Consider the following 21,137-nt stretch of genomic DNA (forward strand, 5'->3'; position numbering starts at 1 on the left):
CCTCCGATTTTGCGAAAGTTAATGTGAGCGGTGTCGGAAACCGCGTGTATGCTCGACGTCTCGTCCGAGGACATCACGGAGGGGAACCTCGCACGGGCGCTGGTGTTCCTCGCCACCCCGCTGGCGGCACAGGGGTTAGTCCGCGTTGGCGAGGCGGTCATCGACCTGTTCTGGCTCGGCCGGCTGAGCGGCGACGCGGTCGCGGGGGTCGGCCTCGCCGATTCCTTCTACGCGCTCGTCATCGCGGCGGTGATTTACGCGCCGATGGTCGGTACCCAGGTCCTCGTCTCCCAGCGGGTCGGGAGCGACGACGACGAGTCGGCACGGCTGACCGCGTTCAACGGGATGGTGCTCGGGGCCGTCCTCGCCGTCGTCGGGGGGGTGCTCGCGTTCCTGTTCATCGACCCGGTGGTCGGCTTCCTCGCGGGGCTGGAGTCGGGCGGTGGCGGCGTGAACGTCGAGGAGAGCGCGACGACCTACCTACGCGTGATATTCCTCGGCCTGTCGCTCGCCGTCGTCTCGGACGTGCTGGAGATGGTGTACATCGGCCACGGCGACTCGAAGACCTCGCTGTACATGAACGTCGTTCCGGTCCTCGTGAACGTGACGCTGGACCCGCTGCTCATCTTCGGCTACGGGCCGTTCCCGCGCCTGGAGGTGCAGGGCGCGGCGCTCGCCACGGTGACGAGTTGGGGCGCGGGGCTGCTGTTCGGGCTGGTCGTCCTCCGTACCTCGCGCGGGACGGGGCTGTTCTCGCGGGCGCAGGCGCGGCTGGACCGCGCGACGATGCGCGACCTGCTCGACACGGGCGCGCCCATCGCCGGGCAGAACCTCGCCCGGCAGGTCGCGCGGTTCGCGATGGTCGTCGTCGCCTTCCTCGCGGGCGGCGGCGCGGGCGTCGCGGCCTACTACCTCGGCGCGCGGGTCGCGGGCGTCTCGTTCGTCCCGGCGGGCGGACTGAAGAACGCGCTCCAGAGCGTCGTCGGGCAGAACATCGGCGCCGAGCGGGCCGACCGCGCCGACCGGGCGACCCGCGTGGCGTTCGCCATCGCCGTCGGCCTGCTCACCGTCGTCGGCGTCGTCCAGTTGCTCGTTCCGGGGGCCGTCGTGGACCTGCTCGCCCCGACGCTCGACGGGACCGCGCGCGGCTTCGCGGTGGACTACCTCACCATCCTCGCCTACGGCTACCCCGCCATCGGCGCGGCGTACATGCTCGAAGGGGGGTTCAACGGCACCGGGCGCACGAAGGTGCCGTTCGTCTCCACCGTGCTGCAGTTCTACGCGGTTCGGCTCCCCATCGGGGTCGGCGGCGCGCTGCTGCTCGACTTCGGCGTGCAGGCGGTGTTCTGGGGCGTCACCGTCTCGAACGTCGTCGTCGCCGTCGGCCTCGGCGCGTACTACCTCCGCTCGGTGAACGGCGGGATGATGCGCCGGGCCGCGGGCACGGCCGCGGACTGACCCGGAACGACAATCCCTTTGGTCGGTCACCCCTCGTCGCCGGTAGTGGCAACGACGTACAGCGTCGCGGAGGCCGTTCCGGAGTTCGCCGACGCGTTCGGCTTCGACGAGTTCAACCGGATGCAGTCGGCGGCGCTGCCGGCCGTCCTCGAACGCGACGGCAACGTCGTCGTGAGCGCGCCCACCGCCAGCGGCAAGACCGCGCTCGCGGAACTCGCTATCTGCAAGACGCTCGCCGAGGGGGGCACGGCGCTGTTCCTCGCTCCCCTGCGCGCGCTGACGAACGAGAAGGAGGCCGAGTGGGACCGCTTCGAGGAGATGGGCTACTCCGTCTACGTCGTGACGGGCGAGCGCGACCTGAACCCCCGGCGCGCGGAGCGGGCCGACATCCTCGTGATGACGCCGGAGAAGGCCGACTCCGCGACCCGGAAGCACGACACGAACCGCTACGCGTTCGTCACCGACGTGGACTGCTGTGTCATCGACGAGGTCCACCTGCTCGACTCCGAGAAGCGCGGCGCGGTGCTGGAAGTGACCGTCTCGCGGCTCCGGCGGCTCTGCGACCCGCGGGTCGTCGCGCTGTCGGCGACGATGCCGAACGTCGAGGACGTGGCCGCGTGGCTCGACGCCCCCGACGAGTGTACCTTCGAGTTCGGCGACGAGTACCGGCCCGTTCCCCTCCACGCGGGCGTCGAGACGTACGCGAACGGCGACAACGCCTTCCAGGACAAGTACCGGCGGCTCTACCGCGCGCTCGACCTCGCACAGCCGCACATCGAGGACGGCGGGCAGTCGCTCGTCTTCGTCTCCTCGCGGCAGGACACGGTGCAGGCGGCGAAGAAGGCCCGCGACGTGCTCGCCGAGCGCGACGTGGAGATGGGCGCGCGCGGCGACTACGACCTCCACACCGACGCGCAGGACCTGCGCAACGACACGCTCCGCCAGTCCGTCGTGGACGGCGTCGCCTTCCACCACGCCGGCCTCTCCCGGGAGGACAAGAACGCCGTCGAGGAGTGGTTCAAGCAGGGGAAGGTCCAACTGCTCTTCTCCACCTCGACGCTGGCGTGGGGCGTCAACCTCCCCGCGCGGTGTGTCGTCATCCGCGACACGAAGCTCCACGACCCCCTCGAAGGGGAGGTGGACATGAGCCCGCTCGACGTGCTCCAGATGCTCGGGCGCGCGGGCCGGCCCGGCTACGACGACAAGGGGTACGCCTACGTCGTCTGTGAGGGCCGCGACGCCGACAAGTACCGGCGGCTCCTCCGCGAGGGCAAGGAGATAGAGTCGCGGCTCGCGGGGGAACTCGACTCGCATCTCAACGCGGAGATCGCGCTCGGGACCATCCGGGACCTCGACGACGTGATGGCGTGGCTGAAAACGACGTTCTACTACGTCCGCGCCCAGTCCGCCCCCGACCAGTACCGCTTCGGGGGGAAGCTCCGCGAGCGCGTCCGCGAGACCCTACAGGACCTCGTGGAGTCCGGGTTCGTGGAGACGGACTCGGAACTCCGCGTCGAGGGGACGGCACTCGGCCGGCTGGCCTCGAAGTTCTACCTCCGGTTGGAGACCGCGGAGGGGTTCAAGCGGCTGGCCGACCGCGCCGCCGCCGACGGCGCCGACCTCTCCGAGAGCGACGTGTTGCGGGCGGTCGCGAACGCCGCGGAGTTCGACAGCGTGAGCGCCCGGCGCGACGAGCGCGACGCGGTCCGCGCCGTCCTCGGGCCCGAGGGGGACGACATGGAGCCGGGCAACCGGAAGGTGCTCGCCATCTGTCGCGCGTCGATGGACGGCACCACGCCCGGCGAACTCCAGTCGGACGCGTGGGTCATCAGGCAGAACGCGCTGCGGATGCTCGCGGCGCTGCGCGAGTTCCTCGACCGCTTCGCCGGGCCGCGGGCCGCGAACGTCGCCCGCCGCGCCGAGGCCCGCGTCGAGAACGGCATCTCCGCGGAGGCGGTCGGCCTCACGGCCATCGACGGCGTCGGGAAGGGCCGCGCCCAGAAGCTCGCGACGGAGGGACTCACCACCCCCGCGGACGTGGTCGACGCGGGCGTCCCCGGCCTCGTCGAGGCGGGGCTCTCGGAGGGGCTGGCCGAGCGCGTGCTCGCACAGGCGCGCGACCTCCCCGTCGTCGCCGTGGAGTGGGGCGACTTCCCCGGCAGCGTCGCGCACGGCACCAGCGAGATGTGCGACGTGACCGTCCGCAACGGGGGCGGCGGCGCGCGCGCCGAGATACGGGTGACGGTCAACGGGGTCGAGATGTCCTCGGAGTCGCGCTACCTCGGGGACGCGACGCTTCCGGTGGGAGTGTTCGGCGCGGACGCCGACGAACTGGAGTTCCGGGTCGAGGTGTCGTTCGCGGACCTCCCGCTCGTCCCGACGAGCGAGACGCGGACGGTCGCGGTGGAGTAGCCGCACTACGAGGCTTTTTCTCGCCGCCGGAACGACGCCCGGTATGGACGAGATCGCGTTCGGGACCGACGGGTGGCGCGCCACCCTCGACACCTTCACCGACGGGCGCGTCCGGGTCGTCGGGCAGGCCGTCGCGGACTACCTCCGCGCGGCGGGCCGCGACGCGCCGGTCGCCGTCGGCTACGACGCCCGCGAGACCTCGCGCGGCTTCGCCGAGTCGCTGTGCGACGTGCTGACGGCGAACGGCTTCGACTGCATCCTCCCCGAGCGCGACACCCCGACGCCCGTGGTCGCGTGGACCGTCCGGGAGCGCGGCCTCGCGGGCGCGCTGATGGTGACGGCGAGCCACAACCCTCCGGAGTACAACGGCGTGAAGTTCCTCCCCGAGACGGGCGCGCCCGCCCTCCCGGCGGTCACGGGGCGCGTAGAGGCGAACCTCCGCGAGCCCGAAGCCCTCCCCGAGGCGGAGCACGGGACGGTAACCGAGACGGACCTCGTCGGGGACTACCTCGACCACGCGCTCGGCCTCGCGGACGCCGACCTCTCCGGGCTGACGGTCGCGTACGACGCGATGCACGGCTCCGGGCGCGGGGTGACCGACCGCCTGCTCGAACGCGCCGGCGCGGAGGTGGTGCGCCTCCGCTGCGACCGCGACCCGACGTTCGGGGGCACCCCGCCGGAGCCGACGGGGACGCGCCTCGGCGACCTGGTCCGCGCCGTCGAGACGGGCGAGGCGGACCTCGGTATCGCCAACGACGGCGACGCCGACCGCATCGGCGTCGTCACGCCGGGCCGGGGCTACCTCGACCCGAACCGCTACTTCGCCGCGCTGTACGACTACCTGCTCGAATCGCACGAGGGAGACGCCGTCCGAACCGTCTCCACGACGTTCCTCATCGACCGCGTGGCCGAGGCACACGGCCACACGGCCCACGAGACGGCGGTCGGCTTCAAGTGGGTCGCCGAGGCGATGCTCGAACACGACGCGCTCCTCGGCGGCGAGGAGTCGGGCGGCTTCGGCCTGCGGGGCCACCTCCCGAACAAGGACGGGGTCGCGTTCGCGCTGCTCACGGCGGCGGCGGAGGCCGCGGAACCGTTCGACGAGCGCGTCCGCCGGGTGCTCGACGAGCACGGCGAGGTGGTACAGGACCGCGTGAGCGTGGACTGCCCGGACGACCGGAAGGAGGCCGTCCTCGACGCGCTGGAGGGCGAGATACCCGACTCGGTCGCGGGCGCGAGCGTCGAGCGGGTGGCGACGGTGGACGGCTTCAAACTCCTGCTCGCGGACGGGTCGTGGCTCCTCGTGCGGCCGAGCGGGACGGAGCCGAAGCTCCGGGTGTACGCGGAGTCCTCCTCGACGCGGCGCGTGAAGGCCGTCCTCGCGGAGGGCGAGGCCCTGGTGAAATCGCTCGTCTAGCCGGCGTCGGTACGCTTCTCGCCGCGGAACCGCCCGTTCCCGGTCGCCTCCACCTCGAAGTCGAGCGCGTCGTAGAAGGGCCGGACGCGCTCGTCGAACTCCGCGACGACGGGGTCCCACCGCTCCTCGGCGGCGGCGACGAGCGCGGTGCCGATGCCCTGCCCGCGGCGGCGGGGCCGGACCGCGACGGCGTGGACCTCGCCGGGGTCGCCGATGCCGTCGGCCTCCACGGCGGCCGCGCCGAGCACCCGGTCGTCCTCGACGGCGACGAGCAGTTCCATCGAGAGGAGGTCGGGGACCTGCAGCATCGCCACGTCGAAGATGGACCGGACCGCGAGGCGCTCGTCGGGTCGGGCCTCACGGACGTTCATGGGGAGAGATAGGAGCGGCGGGGTTGAAAACCTCCGCGACGGCGGCCGCGGGTTCCGCTATCCGCCCTTGATGAGCCTGAGGACGCGGACCTCGTCGGCCGCGACGGGGGCGTCCTCTGGGACCGGGCTGTCGCCGACGAGCACCGTGGCCTCGTGGCGGGAGTAGCCGAGCGCCGCGAGCAGGTCCCCGTAGTCGGCGTCGGCGTCGAGCGTCACCGTCTCCACCCCCTCGCCGACCACCTCGCAGTCCACGCGCATACCCGGAGGGTCGGGCGCGGCGGGGAAGAAACGAGCGTTCCGCCGCTCGGGCTCAGGGTCAGGCTCAGGCGACCGGCCGGATGGCGGGCGTGTAGGTGTCGTCGCCCTTGCGGCGCGCGCCGTACAGCGCGAGCGCCAGCGCGCCGAGGCCGAGCAGCGCGACGAGCGCGCTCACGAGCCAGCCCACGACGGGGACCTGGACGGCGACGAAGACGGCGAGGAAGCCGGCGAACAGCACGACGACCCTGGAGTCCTCGCGGTCGAGCGCGCGGGCGAGCCACGTCCCGACGACGAGGCGGCCGTACAGCGACCCGACCCACGCGAACAGGCCGAAGACGACCGCGCCGACGAGCGCCAGGGGAATGCCGACTATCGTCACGAGCAGCAGCAGGAAGACGACCGGGGCCGCGACGACGGCGAGCAGGCCGACGCCGCCCGCGCGCAGGGGGCTGTCGAGCGCGAGGTCGGTGACGCGGCCGCTGAAGCCGGGCGCGCCGTACAGCAGCACCGCGCCGACGACGAGGCCGACGAGCAGGCCGTAGATATCGAAGACGACCGGCGGGACGACCGGGCCGGCGTCGAAGCCGAGCGAGTCGTCCGCGACGAGCGACCCCTCGACCGCGCCGCGGTCGCCGACGAGGTCGGCGTCCGGGTCGTAGCGCAGGTCGCCCGCGATGCGCGCGTCCGGCCCGAGCGCGACGGTCGCCGCGCCCGCGGTCACGTCGCCGAGGACGGTCCCGTCGACGGTGAGGGTGCCCGCGCCGACCGCGAGGTCGCCGCCGACGGTGCCGGACTCGGTCACGGTGACGGTGCCGGCGGCGGCGTTGACGCCGCCCTCGACCGTGCCGGAGACGACGATGCTACCCGCGGCGCCGTTCAGGTCGCCGGTGACGGTGCCGCGTATCAGGACCGTGCCGGCGAACACGTCGAGGTCGCCGTCGATCGTCTCGCCGGCGCCGACGACGACGGTGTCGCCGACGCGGCTCTCGGCCGCCACGGGCGCGACCGCGACTGACAACAGGACACAGACCGCGAGCAGCGCGGCCCCGATGCGGGTGAGACGACTCATACTCGGCGCTTCGACGTTACCGGCAATAAACACCGCTGTATGGGTGCTGACACGTGTCAGCTCGGTGCCGTCTCGCGGCCCGCTCGGGGGGTTCTCGGGAGCTTTATCCGGGGGCGACGCCACGCCTCGGACATGAGCGAGGCCGCAGAGGAGGCCGCCGAGAGCGCCCGGGGCCGCGAGGTCTGGATCGAGAAGTACCGGCCCCAGTCGCTCGGCGACGTGAAGGGCCACGAGCACATCACGGAGCGGCTGGCGAGCTACATCGAGCGCAACGACCTGCCGCACCTGCTGTTCGCGGGGCCGGCCGGCGTCGGCAAGACCACCTCCGCGGTCGCCATCGCGAAGGAACTGTACGGCGACGACTGGCGCGAGAACTTCCTCGAACTCAACGCCTCCGACCAGCGCGGCATCGACGTGGTGCGCGACCGCATCAAGAACTTCGCGCGCTCGTCGTTCGGCGGCCACGACTACCGGGTCATCTTCCTCGACGAGGCGGACGCGCTCACCTCGGACGCCCAGTCCGCGCTCCGCCGGACGATGGAGCAGTTCTCCAACAACACCCGCTTCGTCCTCTCGTGTAACTACTCCTCGCAGATCATCGACCCCATCCAGTCGCGGTGTGCCGTCTTCCGCTTCTCGCCGCTGGCCGACGAGGCCGTCGCCGCGCAGGTGCGCGAGATAGCCGCCGCCGAGGGCATCGAGATAACGGACGACGGCGTCGAGGCGCTCGTCTACGCCGCCGACGGCGACATGCGCAAGGCCATCAACGGCCTGCAGGCCGCGGCCGTCATGGACGACACGGTGGACGAGGAGGCCGTCTTCGCCATCACCGCGACGGCCCGCCCCGAGGAGATACGGGAGATGGTTGAGCTGGCGCTGGACGGCGACTTCGCGCAGTCGCGGGCGCGGCTCGACACCCTGCTCACGGACGTGGGCATCGCGGGCGGCGACATCGTCGACCAGCTCCACCGCTCGGTGTGGGAGTTCGACCTCACGGACCGCGAGGCCGTCCGGCTGATGGACAGGATAGGGGAAGCCGACTACCGCATCACCGCGGGCGCGAACGAGCAGGTGCAACTGGAGGCGCTGCTGGCGTCGCTGTCGCTGGACGACGAGTAGCATCGGCGCGCGGAGCGCGGCGTTCACCGGGGCCGAGCGACGCGAGGGTCCGGCTTTTTCGGTGCAGATTTTTCGAGGAGCGGTGGCGACGCCACCCGACGACGAAAAAGGTGCACGTGCAGGTGCAACTGGAGGCGCTGCTGGCGTCGCTGTCGCTGGACGACGAGTGAGAGAAACCCCGCGGTGTGCACGCGGGGGCGGGAAGGTCGGAGCGTGTGACCGTTCCCGCCCGGGCGTACACGCCCCCGGTATATGGCTCCGTGGTAACCGTCGAGTCGGGGAGTAACGGCGGCGTAAGCGGACGGCCGTACTCCCCGAAATCGCCCGACGTGAACCTTCGGAACGCTTTTGCACCGCGCTCCGCTGGTCCGGGGTAATGAGCGATCTCACCGCCGAATACGAACTCGACTACTTCCACGAGAACGGGTTCACGCGGTCGGAGTGCGTCTCCTGCGGCGCCCACTTCTGGAGCCGCGACGAGGGGCGCGAGACGTGCGGCGAGCCCCCCTGCGAGACGTACGACTTCATCGGCGACCCCGGCTTCGACGAGCAGTACACCCTGGAGGAGATGCGCGAGGCCTTCCTCGCCTTCTTCGAGGAACACGGCCACGAGCGCATCGAGCCGTACCCGGTGGCCGCGAACCGCTGGCGCGACGACGTCCTCCTGACGCAGGCGTCCATCTACGACTTCCAGCCGCTCGTCACCTCCGGGAAGACGCCGCCGCCGGCGAACCCGCTCACCATCTCCCAGCCCTGCATCCGGATGCAGGACATCGACAACGTCGGGAAGACGGGCCGGCACACGATGGCCTTCGAGATGATGGCCCACCACGCGTTCAACGCGAAGGAGGAGGTCGGCGACCGGTACGCCTACTCCGGCGAGGTGTACTGGAAGTCCGAGACGGTCGCGTACTGCGACCAGCTGTTCGAGTCGCTCGGCGCGGACCTCTCCGAACTCGTTTACATCGAGGACCCGTGGGTGGGCGGCGGCAACGCCGGCCCGGCCATCGAGGTCATCTACAAGGGCGCGGAGCTGGCGACGCTCGTCTTCATGAAGTACGAGCAGGACCCCGAGGGCGAGTACGAGCTGAAGGACGGCAACACGTACTCCGAGATGGACACCTACATCGTGGACACGGGGTACGGGCTGGAGCGGTGGACGTGGATGAGCCAGGGGACCCCGACGGTGTACGAGGCGGTCTACCCCGAGGCCATCGACTTCCTGAAGGAGAACGCGGGCATCGAACTCGACGCCGACGAGGCCGACCTCGTGAACCGCGCCGCGACGCTCGCGGGCGCGATGGACATCGACGAGGCCGAGGACATGGAGACGGCCCGCGGCGACATCGCGGCCGAACTCGGCGTCGAACGCGCCGAGCTGGAGGCGCTGATGGAGCCGCTCGAAACCATCTACGCCGTCGCGGACCACTGCCGGACGATGGCGTACATGTTCGGCGACGGCATCGTCCCGTCGAACGTCGGAACGGGCTACCTCGCGCGGATGGTGCTCCGCCGGACGAAGCGGCTGGTCGACACCGTCGGCGTGGACGCGCCGCTCGACGAACTCGTGGACATGCAGGCCGAGCGGCTCGGCTACGAGAACCGCGACACGATACGCGACATCGTCCGCACCGAGGTCGAGAAGTACCGCGAGACGCTCGAACGCGGCGGCCGACAGGTCGAGCGGCTGGCCGAGGAGTACGCGGGCACGGGCGAGCCGATTCCGCTCTCGGAGGTCATCGAGCTGTACGACTCCCACGGCATCCAGCCGGACATGGTCGAGGAGATAGCGGCCGAGGCCGGCGCCGAGGTGGAGATACCCGACGACTTCTACTCGCTGGTCGCGGCGCGCCACGGCGGCGAGGAGGCGTTCGACGACGAGGAGGCGGACGACGCGGCCGAGCGCATCGCCGACCTCCCGGACACGGACAAGCTGTTCTACGAGGACGGCGACCGGACGCAGTTCGAGGCCGTCGTCCTCGACGTCATCGAGCGCGAGGACGGCTACGACGTCGTCCTCGACCAGACGATGTTCTACCCCGAGGGCGGCGGCCAGCCCGCGGACACCGGGACGCTCTCGACGGAAGACGCGACGGTCGAGGTGACCGACGTGCAGGAGCGCGACGGCGTCGTCCTCCACCGCACGGACGAGAAGCCCGGCAAGGGCGAGTTCGTGCGCGGACAGATAGACGCGACGCGGCGCCGGCGGCTGATGGCCCACCACACCGCGACGCACGTCGTCGGCCACGCGGCCCGCGAGGTGCTTGGCGAGCACGTCCGGCAGGCCGGCGCCCAGAAGGGCGTCGAGTCCTCGCGGCTCGACGTGGCCCACTACGACCGGGTCACCCGCGAGCAGGTGAAGCGCATCGAGCGGGTCGCCAACGACATCGTCCGCGACAACGTCTCGGTCAAGAACGAGTGGGTCCACCGCAACGACGCGCAGGCGAAGCACGGCTTCGACCTGTTCCAGGGCGGGATTCCGCCGGGCGAGGAGATACGCCTCGTCCACGTCGCGGAGGACGTGCAGGCCTGCGCCGGCACCCACGTGAACCGCACCGGCGACATCGGCCTCATCAAGGTGCTCGCCACCGAGCGCGTCCAGGACGGCGTCGAGCGCATCCAGTTCGCCGCGGGCGACGCCGCGGTGGAGGCGACCCAGCACACGGAGGACGCGCTGTACGACGCCGCCGCGACGCTCGACGTGGACCCGATGGAGCTGCCCGCGACGGCCGAGCGGTTCTTCACCGAGTGGAAGGAGCGGGGCAAGCGCATCGACGAGCTGAAAGAGCAGCTGGCGGAGGCGCGCGCCGCCGGGGCCGACGACGGCGAGGAGGTCGACCTCGGCGACGCGACGGCCGTCGTCCGCCGGCTCGACGGCGACATGGACGAACTCCGCAAGACCGCGAACGCGCTGGTCGCGGAGGGCTCCGTCGCGGTGCTCGGCTCGGGGCTGGACGGCGCCACGTTCGTCGTCGCGGTTCCCGACGGCGTGGACCTCAACGCCGGCGAGGTGGTCGGCGAACTCGCCCGCGAGGTGGGCGGGGGCGGCGGCGGCCCGCCGGACTTCGCGCAGGGCGGCGGCCCCGACGCCTCGAAGCTCGACGACGCGCTGGCGAAGACGCCCGACCTGCTGCGCGAGAAGGTCGACGCCTAGAGCGCGGCGAGCAGCGCGTCCACGTCGCCCTCGGTGTTGAAGACGTGGACGGAGGCGCGGACCCGGTCGCCGGGGACGGTTCTGACGTGGATACCCTCGTCCGCGAGTCGCTCGACCGTCTCCTCGGGGGCGGGGTCGTCGAACGTCACCAGCCCCGACTCCGGCGGGCCGGGGAAGGCGAGGCGGTCGCCGAGGCCCTCGGCCAGTCGCCCCGCGAGCGCGTCGATGCGGTCGGTGACGACCCCCGCTCCGAGTTCCTCCCGGATTTCGATGGCCTCGCGCAGCGCCGCGTGGGGCGCGAGCGACTGTGTACCGACCTCGAAGCGCGCGGCGGTGGGGTGGTACTCGACCGACTCCGCGCCCTTGGGGACGGAGCGGTAGCCGACGTGGCGGGGTTCGAGCGCGTCGAGGGCGTCGGGCGCGACGTGGAGGAAGCCCGCCCCCCACACCCCGAGCAGCCACTTGTGGCCGGCGGCGGCGACGGCGTCCGCCCCCCACTCGTGCACGTCGACCGGGTGGTGGCCGACGGACTGGACGGCGTCCACGAGGACGAACGCGCCCGCGTCGTGGGCCGTCTCGACGGCCTCGCGCACGGGGAGCCGCGTCCCGTGGAGCCACGACAGCGAGGAGAGGACGACGAACCGCGCGTCCGCGACGGCGTCGGCGTACGCCTCCCGGTCGAGGCGGCCCTCGGGCGCGGGGACGACGCGGGTGGTCACGCCGTCGGGGGCGAGGCGCTCGAACGGGAGCACGCCGGCCGGGTGTTCGAGGTCGGTGCGGACGACGGTGTCCCCGCGCTCCCAGTCGACGGCGTTGGCGACGCGGGAGATGCCGTCCGCCGTGGAGTTGGTGAGCGCGACCTCGTCGGGGGCGGCCCCGAGCAGGCCGGCGATCGCGGCGCGCGACTCGTCGTAGGCGTCCCACGCGTCGGGGTAGGGGTTGCCGCGGTGGGCCTCGGTCTCGTGGGCGCGCTGGGCGGCGTCGGCCGCGTCGAGGACACGCGTCGGCGCGGGGCCGCTGGCCCCTGTGTTCAGGTAGACGCTGCCGTCCGCGATAGCGGGGATGTCGTCGCGAAGCGTGGCCGGGTCCATACGCCGGAATGGGGCGAGGAGCACGTAACGCTTGGCGCGCAGACCGCGGAGTTTTGTTCGCGCCCGGACAGGGTGGGGTATGCCGCGGGCCACGAACGACGGTGTCGGCCTCTACTACGAGCGCGTCGGCGACGGCGAGACGGTCGTCTTCCTCCCGGAGGCCGGCCTCGGCGCGTGGTCGTGGGGCTGGCAACACGACGCCGTCGCCGGCCCGTACGAGTCGCTCGTCGTGGACCCCCGAGGGACGGGCCGCTCGGACCCCGGCGGCGACTACGCCGTCGCGACGCTGGCCGACGACCTCGAAGCCGTGTTGCGCGACGCCGGCGTGCGGTCGGCCCACCTCGTCGGCCACGGCCTCGGCGGGGCCGTCGCGCTCGCGTACGCCGGCGCACACAACCGCGCGCGGAGTCTCGCGCTCGTCACGACGCCCGCCTCCGGCGAGGTGGTCGACACGGACGCTCTCGGGCAGCTTTTCGGCGAGTCGTGGCCCGAGGTCGCCTTCTCGAACGCCTACGTCGGGGTCGCCCCGCGCGACGAGATAGCGGGGTGGCGCGAACTGGACGACGCCGGCCCCGAGGCCCGCGAGCGGCTGTTCGCCGCCTACCGCGATTTCGACCCCGGCGCGCTGTACGAGTACACGACGCCCGCGCTCGTGTTGGGCGCGATGGAGTCGCCGGTCGTTCCGGAAGCCGCGTGCGAGACGCTCGCCACCGGCCTGCCGCGCGCCGAGTACGAGCAGGTGGAGGGCCGCCACCTCGCGCACCTCGAGCACAGCCGCGCGGTGAACGACCGCCTGCTCGCCTTCCTCGACGGAGCCTGACGGCGCGGGCTTTTGCCCGCCGCGCGCGTACTACGGGGCGTGCTCGGCCTCCGCTACGTCGCCTGCGACGACTGTGACACGGTATGGGCCGTCCCCGCAGCCGACCCGGCCGTGAGCGGACCGTGTCCCGACTGCGGGGGTGGGAGCGTGACGGAGGTCACCGACCGCCTCGGCGACGCCTCGTACTTCCTCGCGGAGCGGGAGTGACGCCCGAGACGGGCGGGCTCCGGGCGACTCGTCGCCGGGACCGCCGCGGGCGAAACGCGTTTTCCGGCGGGGGAGTTACGGGAGTCCATGACACGCCCGCGCCTCGCGCTCCTGAACGCGGCCCACGCCGCAGGCGACACGAGCCGTAACTTCCGGCGGGAACTGGACGCCGACCTCGTCGAGTTCCGACTGGTCCACGGCGACCGGCCGGACGGCTACGACTACGACGGGTTCGTCGTCACCGGCTCCGCGTCCTCGGCGTACGACGACGACGAGTGGATACGGGCGGCGAAGACCTGGTGCGGCGAGGCCATCGAGCGCGGCCTTCCGGGGCTCGGAATCTGCTTCGGTCACCAGCTGCTCGCGGACGTGCTGGGCGGGACCGTCGAGGCGATGGGCGAGTACGAGATCGGCTACCGCGAGGTCGAGAAGGTGAACGACGACCCCCTGCTCTCGGGCCTCGGCGACCGCTTCCTCGTCTTCACGACCCACGGCGACGCCGTGACGGAACTGCCGCCGGGCGCGACCCGTACCCTCGAAAACGAGTACGGCATCCACGGCTTCCGGAAGGGGAACGTCGCCACCGTGCAGGCCCACCCCGAGTACGACACGGAGACGGCCGAAACGGTGACGCGCGGGAAGGACCTCCCCGAGGAGCGCATCGAGTCGGTCGTGGACGGAATCACCCCCGAGAACTACAGCCGCGCCTGCGAGACGAAGCGGCTGTTCGAGAACTTCCTCGGCGAGGTCCGGGAGCGGCGGGCGGCGACCGCGGACGACTGAGCGGTTTACAGCGGTAAGCGGGGAGGCGAGCGCTTTTATCGGTGGAAACCAAGCGTCGGCCATGCTGGACTACGTGGACCTCGAAGCCGACCTCGACGCGGAGGAGCGACTCATCCGCGACACCGCCCGCGAGTTCGTCGACGAGAAGGTCCGCCCCGACATCGGCGACCACTGGATAGAGGGCACCTTCCCGACCGACCTCATCGAGGAGATGGGCGAACTGGGCTTCTACGCCCCGAACCTGGAGGGCTACGACCTGCCGGGCGTCAGCGAGAAGGCGTACGGCATCCTGATGCAGGAACTGGAGGCGTGCGACTCGGGGCTGCGCTCGATGGCCTCCGTGCAGGGCGCGCTGGTGATGTACCCCATCCACGCGTACGGGAGCGAGGCGCAGAAGGACACCTGGCTGGAGGCGATGGGCCGCGGCGAGAAGATCGGCTGTTTCGGCCTGACGGAGCCGAGCCACGGCTCGAACCCCTCGGGGATGGAGACGCACGCCGAGGCGGCCGACGACGGCGGCTACGTCCTCAACGGGACGAAGACGTGGATAACGAACTCCCCGCTGGCGGACGTGGCCGTCGTCTGGGCGCGCGACCGCTCGGACCCCGACGAGCCGGTGCGCGGCTTCCTCGTCGAGACGGACCGCGACGGCGTCTCGACGCCGAAGCTCACGGAGAAGCTCTCGCTTCGCGCCTCGGTCACGGGCCAGATAGAGCTGACGAACGTGTACGTCCCCGAGGAGAACGTCCTGCCGGGCGTCTCCGGCATGAAGGGGCCGCTGTCGTGTCTCACGCAGGCGCGGTTCGGCATCGCGTGGGGCGCGGTCGGCGCCGCGCGCGACTGCTTCGAGACGGCCCGCGAGTACGCCACCGACCGCGAGCAGTTCGGCAAGCCCATCGGCTCGTTCCAGCTCCAGCAGGAGAAGCTCGCCGAGATGGCGACGCAGATAACCACGGCGCAACTGCTCGTCTACCGGCTCACGGAGCTGAAGGAGCGGGGCGACCTCCGCCCCCAGCAGGTGTCGATGGCGAAGCGCAACAACGTCCGCATGGCGCGCGACCAGTCCCGTATCGCCCGCGAGATGCTCGGCGGCAACGGCATCACGTCGGACTACTCGCCGATGCGCCACATGGCGAACCTCGAAACCGTCTACACCTACGAGGGGACCCACGACATCCACTCGCTCATCCTCGGCCACGACCTGACCGGGATTCAGGCGTTCGAGTAGTCCCCTCCCCGGTTCAGTTCTCCGCTCGGTTCCCCGCCCGGAACGCCTCGACGCACTCGACGTCCTCGCGGGTGAACCCGGGCACGTCCTCGCGGTCGGCGAGGGCGGATGCCGAACACCACTCGACGGCCGCGACTTCCTCGGGCGCGCGGACCTCGCCCGCCCCGGACTCGTGTTCGCAGACGGCGAGGACGTTGAGACACGGCGTGCCGGCGTCCGTCTCGAACGTCGACCCCGCGAGGAGCGTCACGTCGCCGACCGCGACGCCGACCTCCTCGCGGAGGTCGCGGCGCGCGGTGCGTTCGAGGACGTCCGACTCGACGGGCGGCGCCTCCAGTTTCCCGCCGGGGAGTCCGAGCAGGCCGGCCGCGTGGTCCTCGCCGTCGGCACGCCGTATCAGCAGGTACTCGCCGTCGCGGACGACGGCGCAGTCCACGTTGACGACGTAGCCGAACTCCGAGAGCGTGTTCTCCATACGGCGTGGCGGCACGGCGGAGACGAAAGCGTGGCGCGGCCGTGTGAACGGCTGGCGAGGTGCTGACCGACGACGGAAGGGCGGACAGGCGGCCCGACCGCTCGGCGACGGACGGGCCGCACACCCGCGAACCCGTCTCGCGGCTTCGCCGCTCGACCGTCCGCAATACTCGCCGGTGCTCGTATCGCGCGCCGCTGCGCTCACAGCACGGAGGCGCTGGTCCCGCCTCGCTACGTGAACCTCCGTACGGCGCGCGCTGGCCGCGCACGCCGCGCGGCCAGCAAGCGTGCGAGGGACGACGGAGCGAGCGGAGCGACGCGAACGAGTCGGCTGGGGAGGCGTGTGGGCGGTCGCGGGGCTGTGCGGCACCCATGGAACCGCGCGAGCAGGGCGTTGCCCGATGAAGGGAGACTGAAAACGGCGGCGGAACGCGCGACCGACAACGGAGACTCCCCGAGACGCCGAGCGCACAGACGGCCAACGGTTTACGCGCGGAGCGTCCAACGCCGGGTATGAGCACGACGGACGACTTCGACGCGGAAGCGTGGCGCGCCGAGTTGGAGGGGTACCGCGACCGGAAGGACGAGTTCTTCGCGAACGAACGCCAGTCGCCGATTCCGGCCGACCAGCGCGACGCGTTCGACGGCCTGACCTACTTCGACCCGGACCCGGCCTACCGCGTCGAGGCCGACGTGACGCCCGTGGAGAGCGACGAGACGGTCGTCATGGAGACGACCGTCGATACCGAACAGGAGTACGAGCGCGTGGTCGAACTCGGCTTCGACGTAAACGGCGAGACGGCGACGCTCGTCGGCTACACCGGCGTCGGCGAGGACCGCGACTCGCTGTTCGTCCCGTTCCGGGACAAGACGACCGGCCAGCAGACGTACGGCGCGGGCCGGTACATGGAGTTCGAGGTGGAGGGCGACGTGACGGAGGCGGAGACGGTGACGCTGGACTTCAACCTCGCGTACCACCCGTTCTGTGCGTACAACGACGCGTTCGCCTGTCCGCTCCCGCCGGAGGAGAACTGGCTGGACGTGGCCGTCGAGGCGGGCGAGCGACTGCCGGAGGTCTGAGCGCGGGCGCGAGTCAGGGCGCGACGCCGACGGTGAGCAGGGTGCCGTAGGTCCGGTACCGCTCGACCATCGCCTCGCGCGTCTCCCACGAGTCGGTTGGGAACGCCGCGGCGGGCGGGATCTCGATATCCTCGTCGGCAATGGTGTCCTGCCCGGCGACGCGGAGGCCGGCATCGCGGAACGCCTCGCGGTACTCGGGGGCCGACCAGCGCGTCATCTCGACCGAGATGTTCTCCTGCCAGTCGTGGGAGTGGACGTTCTCCTCGTAGTAGTTCACGGCGCAGTAGAACGTCCCGCCGGGTCGGAGCACGCGCGCCACCTCCCGGAGCGTCTCGTGGGGGTCGTCGCTGTAGTAGAACGCCTCCATCGTGAACACGTGGTCCACGGCGTCGTCGGCGAAGGGGAGCGCGCCGAAGTCACCGACGACGAAGCCGATTCCGTCGTGGTCGCTCCCGGTGGTGTACTCGCGGGCGTTGCGCGCCATCTCCGGCGCGCCGTCGAGACCGTAGCCGCGCCCGATGCCCTTCGTGTCGGCGAGGGCGCGCAGTGCGTAGCCGCTCCCGGTGCCCAGGTCGAGGACGGTGTCGCCCGCCTCGACCGGCATCCGCGCGAGCGCGTGCTTGGCGGTGTGCCAGTGGCGCTCCTCCATCCCCTTGTCGCGGCCGTCGGCCGCCCACGCGTCGAACTCCTCGCGAACGCTCATACCGCGGGGACGGGAGGCGGCCACTTCAGGGGCGCGGGTCGGGGGCGGACGCGGTCGGGTCAGCGGGACGGGGCCCCTCGCCCGACGGTTTTTATACCGGCGACGACGACGCCGGGGTATGGCAGGTCCGCGCCGACGGTTCATGCTCGCCGACATCGCCCAGCAGCTGGTCGGCGGTTTCCTCCTCGCCGGGCCGTTCGTCGTGACGGAGGAGGTGTGGGTGCTGGCGAGCGCGATGAACCCCATACAGGCGGGCGTGGCGGCGCTCATCGTCGTCCTCATCGGCTACGGCGCGCTGTACAAGGCCGACGACCGCGACCCCGACCGGGAGACGGAGGTCGGCGGGATTCCGCTCCGGTTCGTCTCGCTGATGGTCGTCTCGTTCGGGTCCGTCCTCCTGCTGGCGCTCGTGTTCGACGCCCCGGACACCTTCTTCACGAACCTCGGGGTCCCGCGCGAGGAGTGGGCGTTCGGCACCGCGAAGGCCGTCGCTATCGGAGCCATCTTCTCCGTCGTGGGCGCGGCGACCGCGGACTCGGTGTTCTGAGCGCCGGGCCGTCGAGTCGCGGGCGGTCCCGCGCCGCCGACCGTTACGCGACGGCCGACCGGAGCGCGCCCGCCGCGGCGCGCGGCGACGGGAACGCGCCGACGAGCGTCAGCGCGACCGCGGGGAACCAGTAGAGCGCGACCACGAGCGGCGTCAGGTCGCCGCGACCCGCGAGGAACCACGCGACGACGGGGAACGGGACGACGAGCACCGCCCACGCCGCGGCGGCTCGTTGTCGTTCGGGCTGCACGGTCGGCGGTTGTAGCCCGTCCGACAAAAATCCGGTGTCGCCCGGAACGTCCGATTTTAAGACGCCCGCACCCCCTTGCCCGGTATGGAGTACGACCTCGCCATCGAGAACGCGCCGCCGACGATTCCGGGCGGGACCGGGGTGCTGCTCATCCACCCCTCCACCGGGGAGACGGACCGCATCGACACCGACTTCCTGAAGACCGACACCGACCACCGGCTCGTCGTCTCCACCCGAACCACCGCGCGCGAGGTCGCACAGAAGCTCGACTACTACGAGGTGAACCGCGACACGACGGACATCCTCGACACGCTCTCCGTCGAGCGCGGCTACTCGCGCCGCTCCTCGGAGAGCGTCCACTACATCTCCTCGCCCGACGACACGGACGGCATCGTGGCGAAGGTCGAGTGGTTCCTCGACAACCACGACGGGAAGCTCCGCGTCTCGTTCGACTCCATCACGGAGCTCGCGTACTACGCCGACGAGGAGCGCGCCCGCGACGCCGTCGAGCGTATCCTCGCCCTGCTCGACGAACACGACGCCGTGGGGCTGTTCCACCTCGCGGAGGAGGTCCACGACCCCTCCGTCGTCGCCGGCTACCGCGACCTGTTCGACGGCGTCGTCGAACTCGGCGCGGACGGCGTCGTCACGACCGACTTCTGACGCCCCGAGGCCGAGAGTCGGCCCTCACTCGGCCAACTTCTCGAACGTCTTCTCCGCCCACCGGACGGCGTACTCCGGCCCGTGGGCGACGTAGGCCGCCGTGTCCAGCGCCGCGAACGGCGTCGGTATCTCGACGCCGCCCTCGCCCGCGTGACGGATAGCCGAGCAGGCGAGTTCCGCGGCCGCCGGGAAGCCCGTCTTCCCCGTTGCCACCTCGCGCGCGAGGCCGTCGAGTCTGGGTTCGAGCCGCCGGCCCGCGTCGAGCCACTCGGCGTGGAGGTCGGGACGACTGTCCGTCCAGCCCGCGAACGTCTCGCGGACGCGGACGCCCTTGTACGCCTCGTAGAGCGCGTACGCGAGCTGATAGGTGTCGGCCGGGCCGAGCGGCGTCGCTGCCGCGAGGTCGGGGTAGGCGTCGCCGAAGAACCCGAGGAAGTGCTCCGGGAGGTCGGCGCCCGCCTCCACGAGCGCCGCCGCGATGAGGAAGTCGACGAACCCCGCCGGCGACCCCTCCATGCGGGGCTTGACGAACACCGTCGGCGGGACGGTCTGGGTCGTCCACGTCACGCCGCCGTCGCCGGGCGCGCCGACAGTGAAGGTGCCCGACGCGAGCCGCGAGAGGATTTCGGGCGCGTCGTCGGGCACCCACGCCGGGTCGTACGCGAGGGGGTCGAGCGCGTCCGCGCGGAGGCCGAGCTGTTCGGCGACCGCGGGGTCAAGCGTCTCGAAGTCGCGGTCCGTGTCGAGGACGAGCGCGCCCGGCGCGTGTTCGTCGCGCACCGCGGCGAGCGCGTCGCCGAGGTCGCGGTCGTGGAACACGTCAGACCGCGAGCGCCACGACGAGCAGCATCGCGAGTACGCCCGCCGCGCCGACGGTACCGAGAACGACCTTTGTGGCTTCGCTCATTGCCCGTCGTTCCGACGGCTGGCGTTTAAACCCTTCAGTTCCGGCGCGTCGGCCGGTGTGAGAGAGCCGGCGGCCTCACCGCTCCGTGTCGCGGTCGCCCATCCACTGCTCGGGCACCTGGATGACGTAGCGGCCGTTCTCCTGGAGCGCGATGATGTACTCCTCGCGGTCGTACAGCTCCATGAGGTTGAGCTCGTACTGACCGGGTTCGAGGATCTTGATCGACTCGAACTGGTCGTTCAGCTGCTCGCGGAGTTCGGCCATGTCGGCCTCCTCGCCGCTCGGCTCGGAGACCACGCGGCCCTCCCCGGCGAGGTCGTCGGGGTTCGGACTCGGCTCCTCGGCGGGGGCGTCCGCGTCGTCCTCCGCGGGAGCGGAGTCGGCCGCCTGAGTGGAGTCGGCCGCCTGAGTGGAGTCGGTCGCCGCCTCGACCTCCGCGTCGCTCGCCAGTCCCGAGCGGGCGGCCGATTGTGCGCCGTCCTCGGCGTCCTCGACGGCGTCGCGGGCGGCCCGGGCGTCGGCGTCGATGATGCCGTCGTCGTCGGGTTCGAGGTCGTTCGCGTCGTCGACGTCGTCCGCGTCGTCGCGGAAGCCGCCCTTCCGGATGGGGTCGGCGGCGTCCGTCGAGTCGGGCCACGGGGCGTTCGGGTCCGGGGCGTCGTCGGTTCCGGCGTCGGCCGGTCCCGTGTCGGCCGCGGTCCCGGCGTCGGTCGTCGTTCCCGTGTCGGTCGTCCTTCCGGCGTCGGTCGTCGCGCCGGTCTCCGCCCCGCCCTTCGGGTCCGCGGGGTCGTCCGCCCCGCTACGCGCGTCCGCGGTCGGCGCCGACGGGGACGCGACGTCGGACGGGTCGGCGTCGGGGCCGGCGTCCTCGGGGTCGGTGCCCGCCTCGCGGCCGTCGCCGGAGACGAAGTCGCGGACCCGGGTCGCCGCGCGGCCGACCGTCGAGGCCGCGCCGCTCGGCTCGTCGGGTTCGGGCGGCGCGTCGTCGCCGGGGGGCTCCTCGGGGACCTCGGTCCCCTCGGGGTAGAACTGGAACTTGTTGCCGCCGCAGTCGGGACAGCCGCCGAGCATGTCCTTCGACCCGTCGGCGAACGTGTAGCCGCAGGCGGTACACTGGTGGGGCATC

The 21,137-nt window shown here is 71.8% G+C and carries 21 protein-coding genes; 12 read left to right on the forward strand and 9 right to left on the reverse strand.

Going from position 1 to position 21,137, the window contains the following annotated elements:
• Positions 1–48: 48 nt before the first annotated feature.
• Genes P2T37_RS06180 through P2T37_RS06190 form a run of 3 tightly spaced genes read left to right on the forward strand, consistent with a single transcriptional unit; the run spans position 49 to position 5,287 of the window.
• Positions 49–1,458, forward strand: a complete 1,410-nt coding sequence (locus P2T37_RS06180; RefSeq protein WP_276235924.1) for an MATE family efflux transporter — start codon at positions 49–51, stop codon at positions 1,456–1,458.
• 45 nt (positions 1,459–1,503) lie between these two features.
• Complete coding sequence (locus P2T37_RS06185; RefSeq protein ID WP_276235925.1) at positions 1,504–3,870, forward strand: DEAD/DEAH box helicase; 2,367 nt, start codon at positions 1,504–1,506, stop codon at positions 3,868–3,870.
• 43 nt (positions 3,871–3,913) lie between these two features.
• On the forward strand, positions 3,914–5,287 hold the full coding sequence (locus tag P2T37_RS06190; RefSeq protein WP_276235926.1) for a phosphoglucomutase/phosphomannomutase family protein: 1,374 nt from the start codon (positions 3,914–3,916) through the stop codon (positions 5,285–5,287).
• On the opposite strand, the gene P2T37_RS06195 is transcribed toward P2T37_RS06190, so the two are convergent.
• From P2T37_RS06195 to P2T37_RS06205, 3 genes are all read right to left on the reverse strand, one after another.
• Positions 5,284–5,658, reverse strand: coding sequence for a GNAT family N-acetyltransferase (locus P2T37_RS06195; RefSeq protein WP_276235927.1), 375 nt, complete (start codon positions 5,656–5,658; stop codon positions 5,284–5,286). The two genes, P2T37_RS06190 and P2T37_RS06195, sit on opposite strands and share 4 nt — an antisense overlap.
• 57 nt (positions 5,659–5,715) lie before the next feature.
• Positions 5,716–5,916, reverse strand: a complete 201-nt coding sequence (gene samp2 / locus P2T37_RS06200; RefSeq protein ID WP_276235928.1) for a ubiquitin-like small modifier protein SAMP2 — start codon at positions 5,914–5,916, stop codon at positions 5,716–5,718.
• A gap of 64 nt (positions 5,917–5,980) precedes the next feature.
• Positions 5,981–6,985 carry a bactofilin family protein gene (locus P2T37_RS06205; RefSeq protein WP_276235929.1) on the reverse strand — a complete coding sequence of 335 codons (1,005 nt, stop codon included), beginning with the start codon at positions 6,983–6,985 and terminating at the stop codon, positions 5,981–5,983.
• Positions 6,986–7,117: 132 nt separating this feature from the next.
• Here P2T37_RS06205 and P2T37_RS06210 point away from each other — a divergent pair, with 132 nt between their 5' ends.
• Both P2T37_RS06210 and alaS read left to right on the forward strand, forming a co-directional pair.
• Positions 7,118–8,104: a replication factor C small subunit gene (locus tag P2T37_RS06210; protein WP_276235930.1), complete on the forward strand. Its 987-nt coding sequence runs from the start codon at positions 7,118–7,120 to the stop codon at positions 8,102–8,104.
• A gap of 376 nt (positions 8,105–8,480) precedes the next feature.
• The gene (gene alaS, locus P2T37_RS06215; RefSeq protein WP_276235931.1) at positions 8,481–11,258 is read left to right on the forward strand and encodes an alanine--tRNA ligase; all 2,778 of its coding nucleotides are present in this window, start codon (positions 8,481–8,483) and stop codon (positions 11,256–11,258) included.
• Here alaS and P2T37_RS06220 read toward each other — a convergent pair.
• Complete coding sequence (locus tag P2T37_RS06220) at positions 11,255–12,349, reverse strand: aminotransferase class V-fold PLP-dependent enzyme (RefSeq protein WP_276235932.1); 1,095 nt, start codon at positions 12,347–12,349, stop codon at positions 11,255–11,257. The two genes, alaS and P2T37_RS06220, sit on opposite strands and share 4 nt — an antisense overlap.
• A 79-nt stretch (positions 12,350–12,428) precedes the next feature.
• Between P2T37_RS06220 and P2T37_RS06225 the strand changes: the two genes are divergently transcribed.
• The 4 genes from P2T37_RS06225 (at position 12,429) to P2T37_RS06240 (ending at position 15,387) form a co-directional block, all read left to right on the forward strand.
• Entirely contained in the window at positions 12,429–13,169 is a 741-nt protein-coding gene (locus P2T37_RS06225) for an alpha/beta fold hydrolase (protein WP_276235933.1), read from the forward strand.
• A gap of 39 nt (positions 13,170–13,208) precedes the next feature.
• Positions 13,209–13,376, forward strand: coding sequence for a hypothetical protein (locus tag P2T37_RS06230; RefSeq protein ID WP_276235934.1), 168 nt, complete (start codon positions 13,209–13,211; stop codon positions 13,374–13,376).
• A gap of 87 nt (positions 13,377–13,463) precedes the next feature.
• Complete coding sequence (locus P2T37_RS06235) at positions 13,464–14,159, forward strand: type 1 glutamine amidotransferase (protein WP_276235935.1); 696 nt, start codon at positions 13,464–13,466, stop codon at positions 14,157–14,159.
• Between the two features lie 61 nt (positions 14,160–14,220).
• The gene (locus tag P2T37_RS06240; protein WP_276235936.1) at positions 14,221–15,387 is read left to right on the forward strand and encodes an acyl-CoA dehydrogenase family protein; all 1,167 of its coding nucleotides are present in this window, start codon (positions 14,221–14,223) and stop codon (positions 15,385–15,387) included.
• A gap of 13 nt (positions 15,388–15,400) precedes the next feature.
• On the opposite strand, the gene P2T37_RS06245 is transcribed toward P2T37_RS06240, so the two are convergent.
• Positions 15,401–15,862: an NUDIX domain-containing protein gene (locus P2T37_RS06245; protein WP_276235937.1), complete on the reverse strand. Its 462-nt coding sequence runs from the start codon at positions 15,860–15,862 to the stop codon at positions 15,401–15,403.
• 512 nt (positions 15,863–16,374) lie between these two features.
• On the opposite strand from P2T37_RS06245, the gene P2T37_RS06250 reads away from it, so the two are divergent.
• Positions 16,375–16,941: a DUF1684 domain-containing protein gene (locus tag P2T37_RS06250; protein ID WP_276235938.1), complete on the forward strand. Its 567-nt coding sequence runs from the start codon at positions 16,375–16,377 to the stop codon at positions 16,939–16,941.
• 13 nt (positions 16,942–16,954) lie between these two features.
• Here P2T37_RS06250 and P2T37_RS06255 read toward each other — a convergent pair whose 3' ends face one another.
• Positions 16,955–17,644, reverse strand: a complete 690-nt coding sequence (locus P2T37_RS06255; protein ID WP_276235939.1) for a class I SAM-dependent methyltransferase — start codon at positions 17,642–17,644, stop codon at positions 16,955–16,957.
• A gap of 118 nt (positions 17,645–17,762) precedes the next feature.
• On the opposite strand from P2T37_RS06255, the gene P2T37_RS06260 reads away from it, so the two are divergent.
• Positions 17,763–18,191: a DUF2391 family protein gene (locus tag P2T37_RS06260; RefSeq protein WP_276235940.1), complete on the forward strand. Its 429-nt coding sequence runs from the start codon at positions 17,763–17,765 to the stop codon at positions 18,189–18,191.
• Positions 18,192–18,234: 43 nt separating this feature from the next.
• Here P2T37_RS06260 and P2T37_RS06265 read toward each other — a convergent pair whose 3' ends face one another.
• Positions 18,235–18,441, reverse strand: a complete 207-nt coding sequence (locus tag P2T37_RS06265; protein ID WP_276235941.1) for a hypothetical protein — start codon at positions 18,439–18,441, stop codon at positions 18,235–18,237.
• Positions 18,442–18,525: 84 nt separating this feature from the next.
• On the opposite strand from P2T37_RS06265, the gene P2T37_RS06270 reads away from it, so the two are divergent.
• Positions 18,526–19,104: a DUF7090 family protein gene (locus P2T37_RS06270; RefSeq protein WP_276235942.1), complete on the forward strand. Its 579-nt coding sequence runs from the start codon at positions 18,526–18,528 to the stop codon at positions 19,102–19,104.
• Between the two features lie 24 nt (positions 19,105–19,128).
• Here P2T37_RS06270 and P2T37_RS06275 read toward each other — a convergent pair whose 3' ends face one another.
• Together P2T37_RS06275 and P2T37_RS15450 are read right to left on the reverse strand one after the other, a co-directional pair.
• Positions 19,129–19,923, reverse strand: coding sequence for a DUF7089 family protein (locus tag P2T37_RS06275; RefSeq protein ID WP_276235943.1), 795 nt, complete (start codon positions 19,921–19,923; stop codon positions 19,129–19,131).
• Between the two features lie 163 nt (positions 19,924–20,086).
• Positions 20,087–21,136: an OapC/ArvC family zinc-ribbon domain-containing protein gene (locus P2T37_RS15450; protein WP_382211017.1), complete on the reverse strand. Its 1,050-nt coding sequence runs from the start codon at positions 21,134–21,136 to the stop codon at positions 20,087–20,089.
• Position 21,137: the final 1 nt, after the last annotated feature.

Source organism: Halosegnis marinus, from assembly GCF_029338355.1.
Classification (GTDB): domain Archaea; phylum Halobacteriota; class Halobacteria; order Halobacteriales; family Haloarculaceae; genus Halosegnis; species Halosegnis marinus.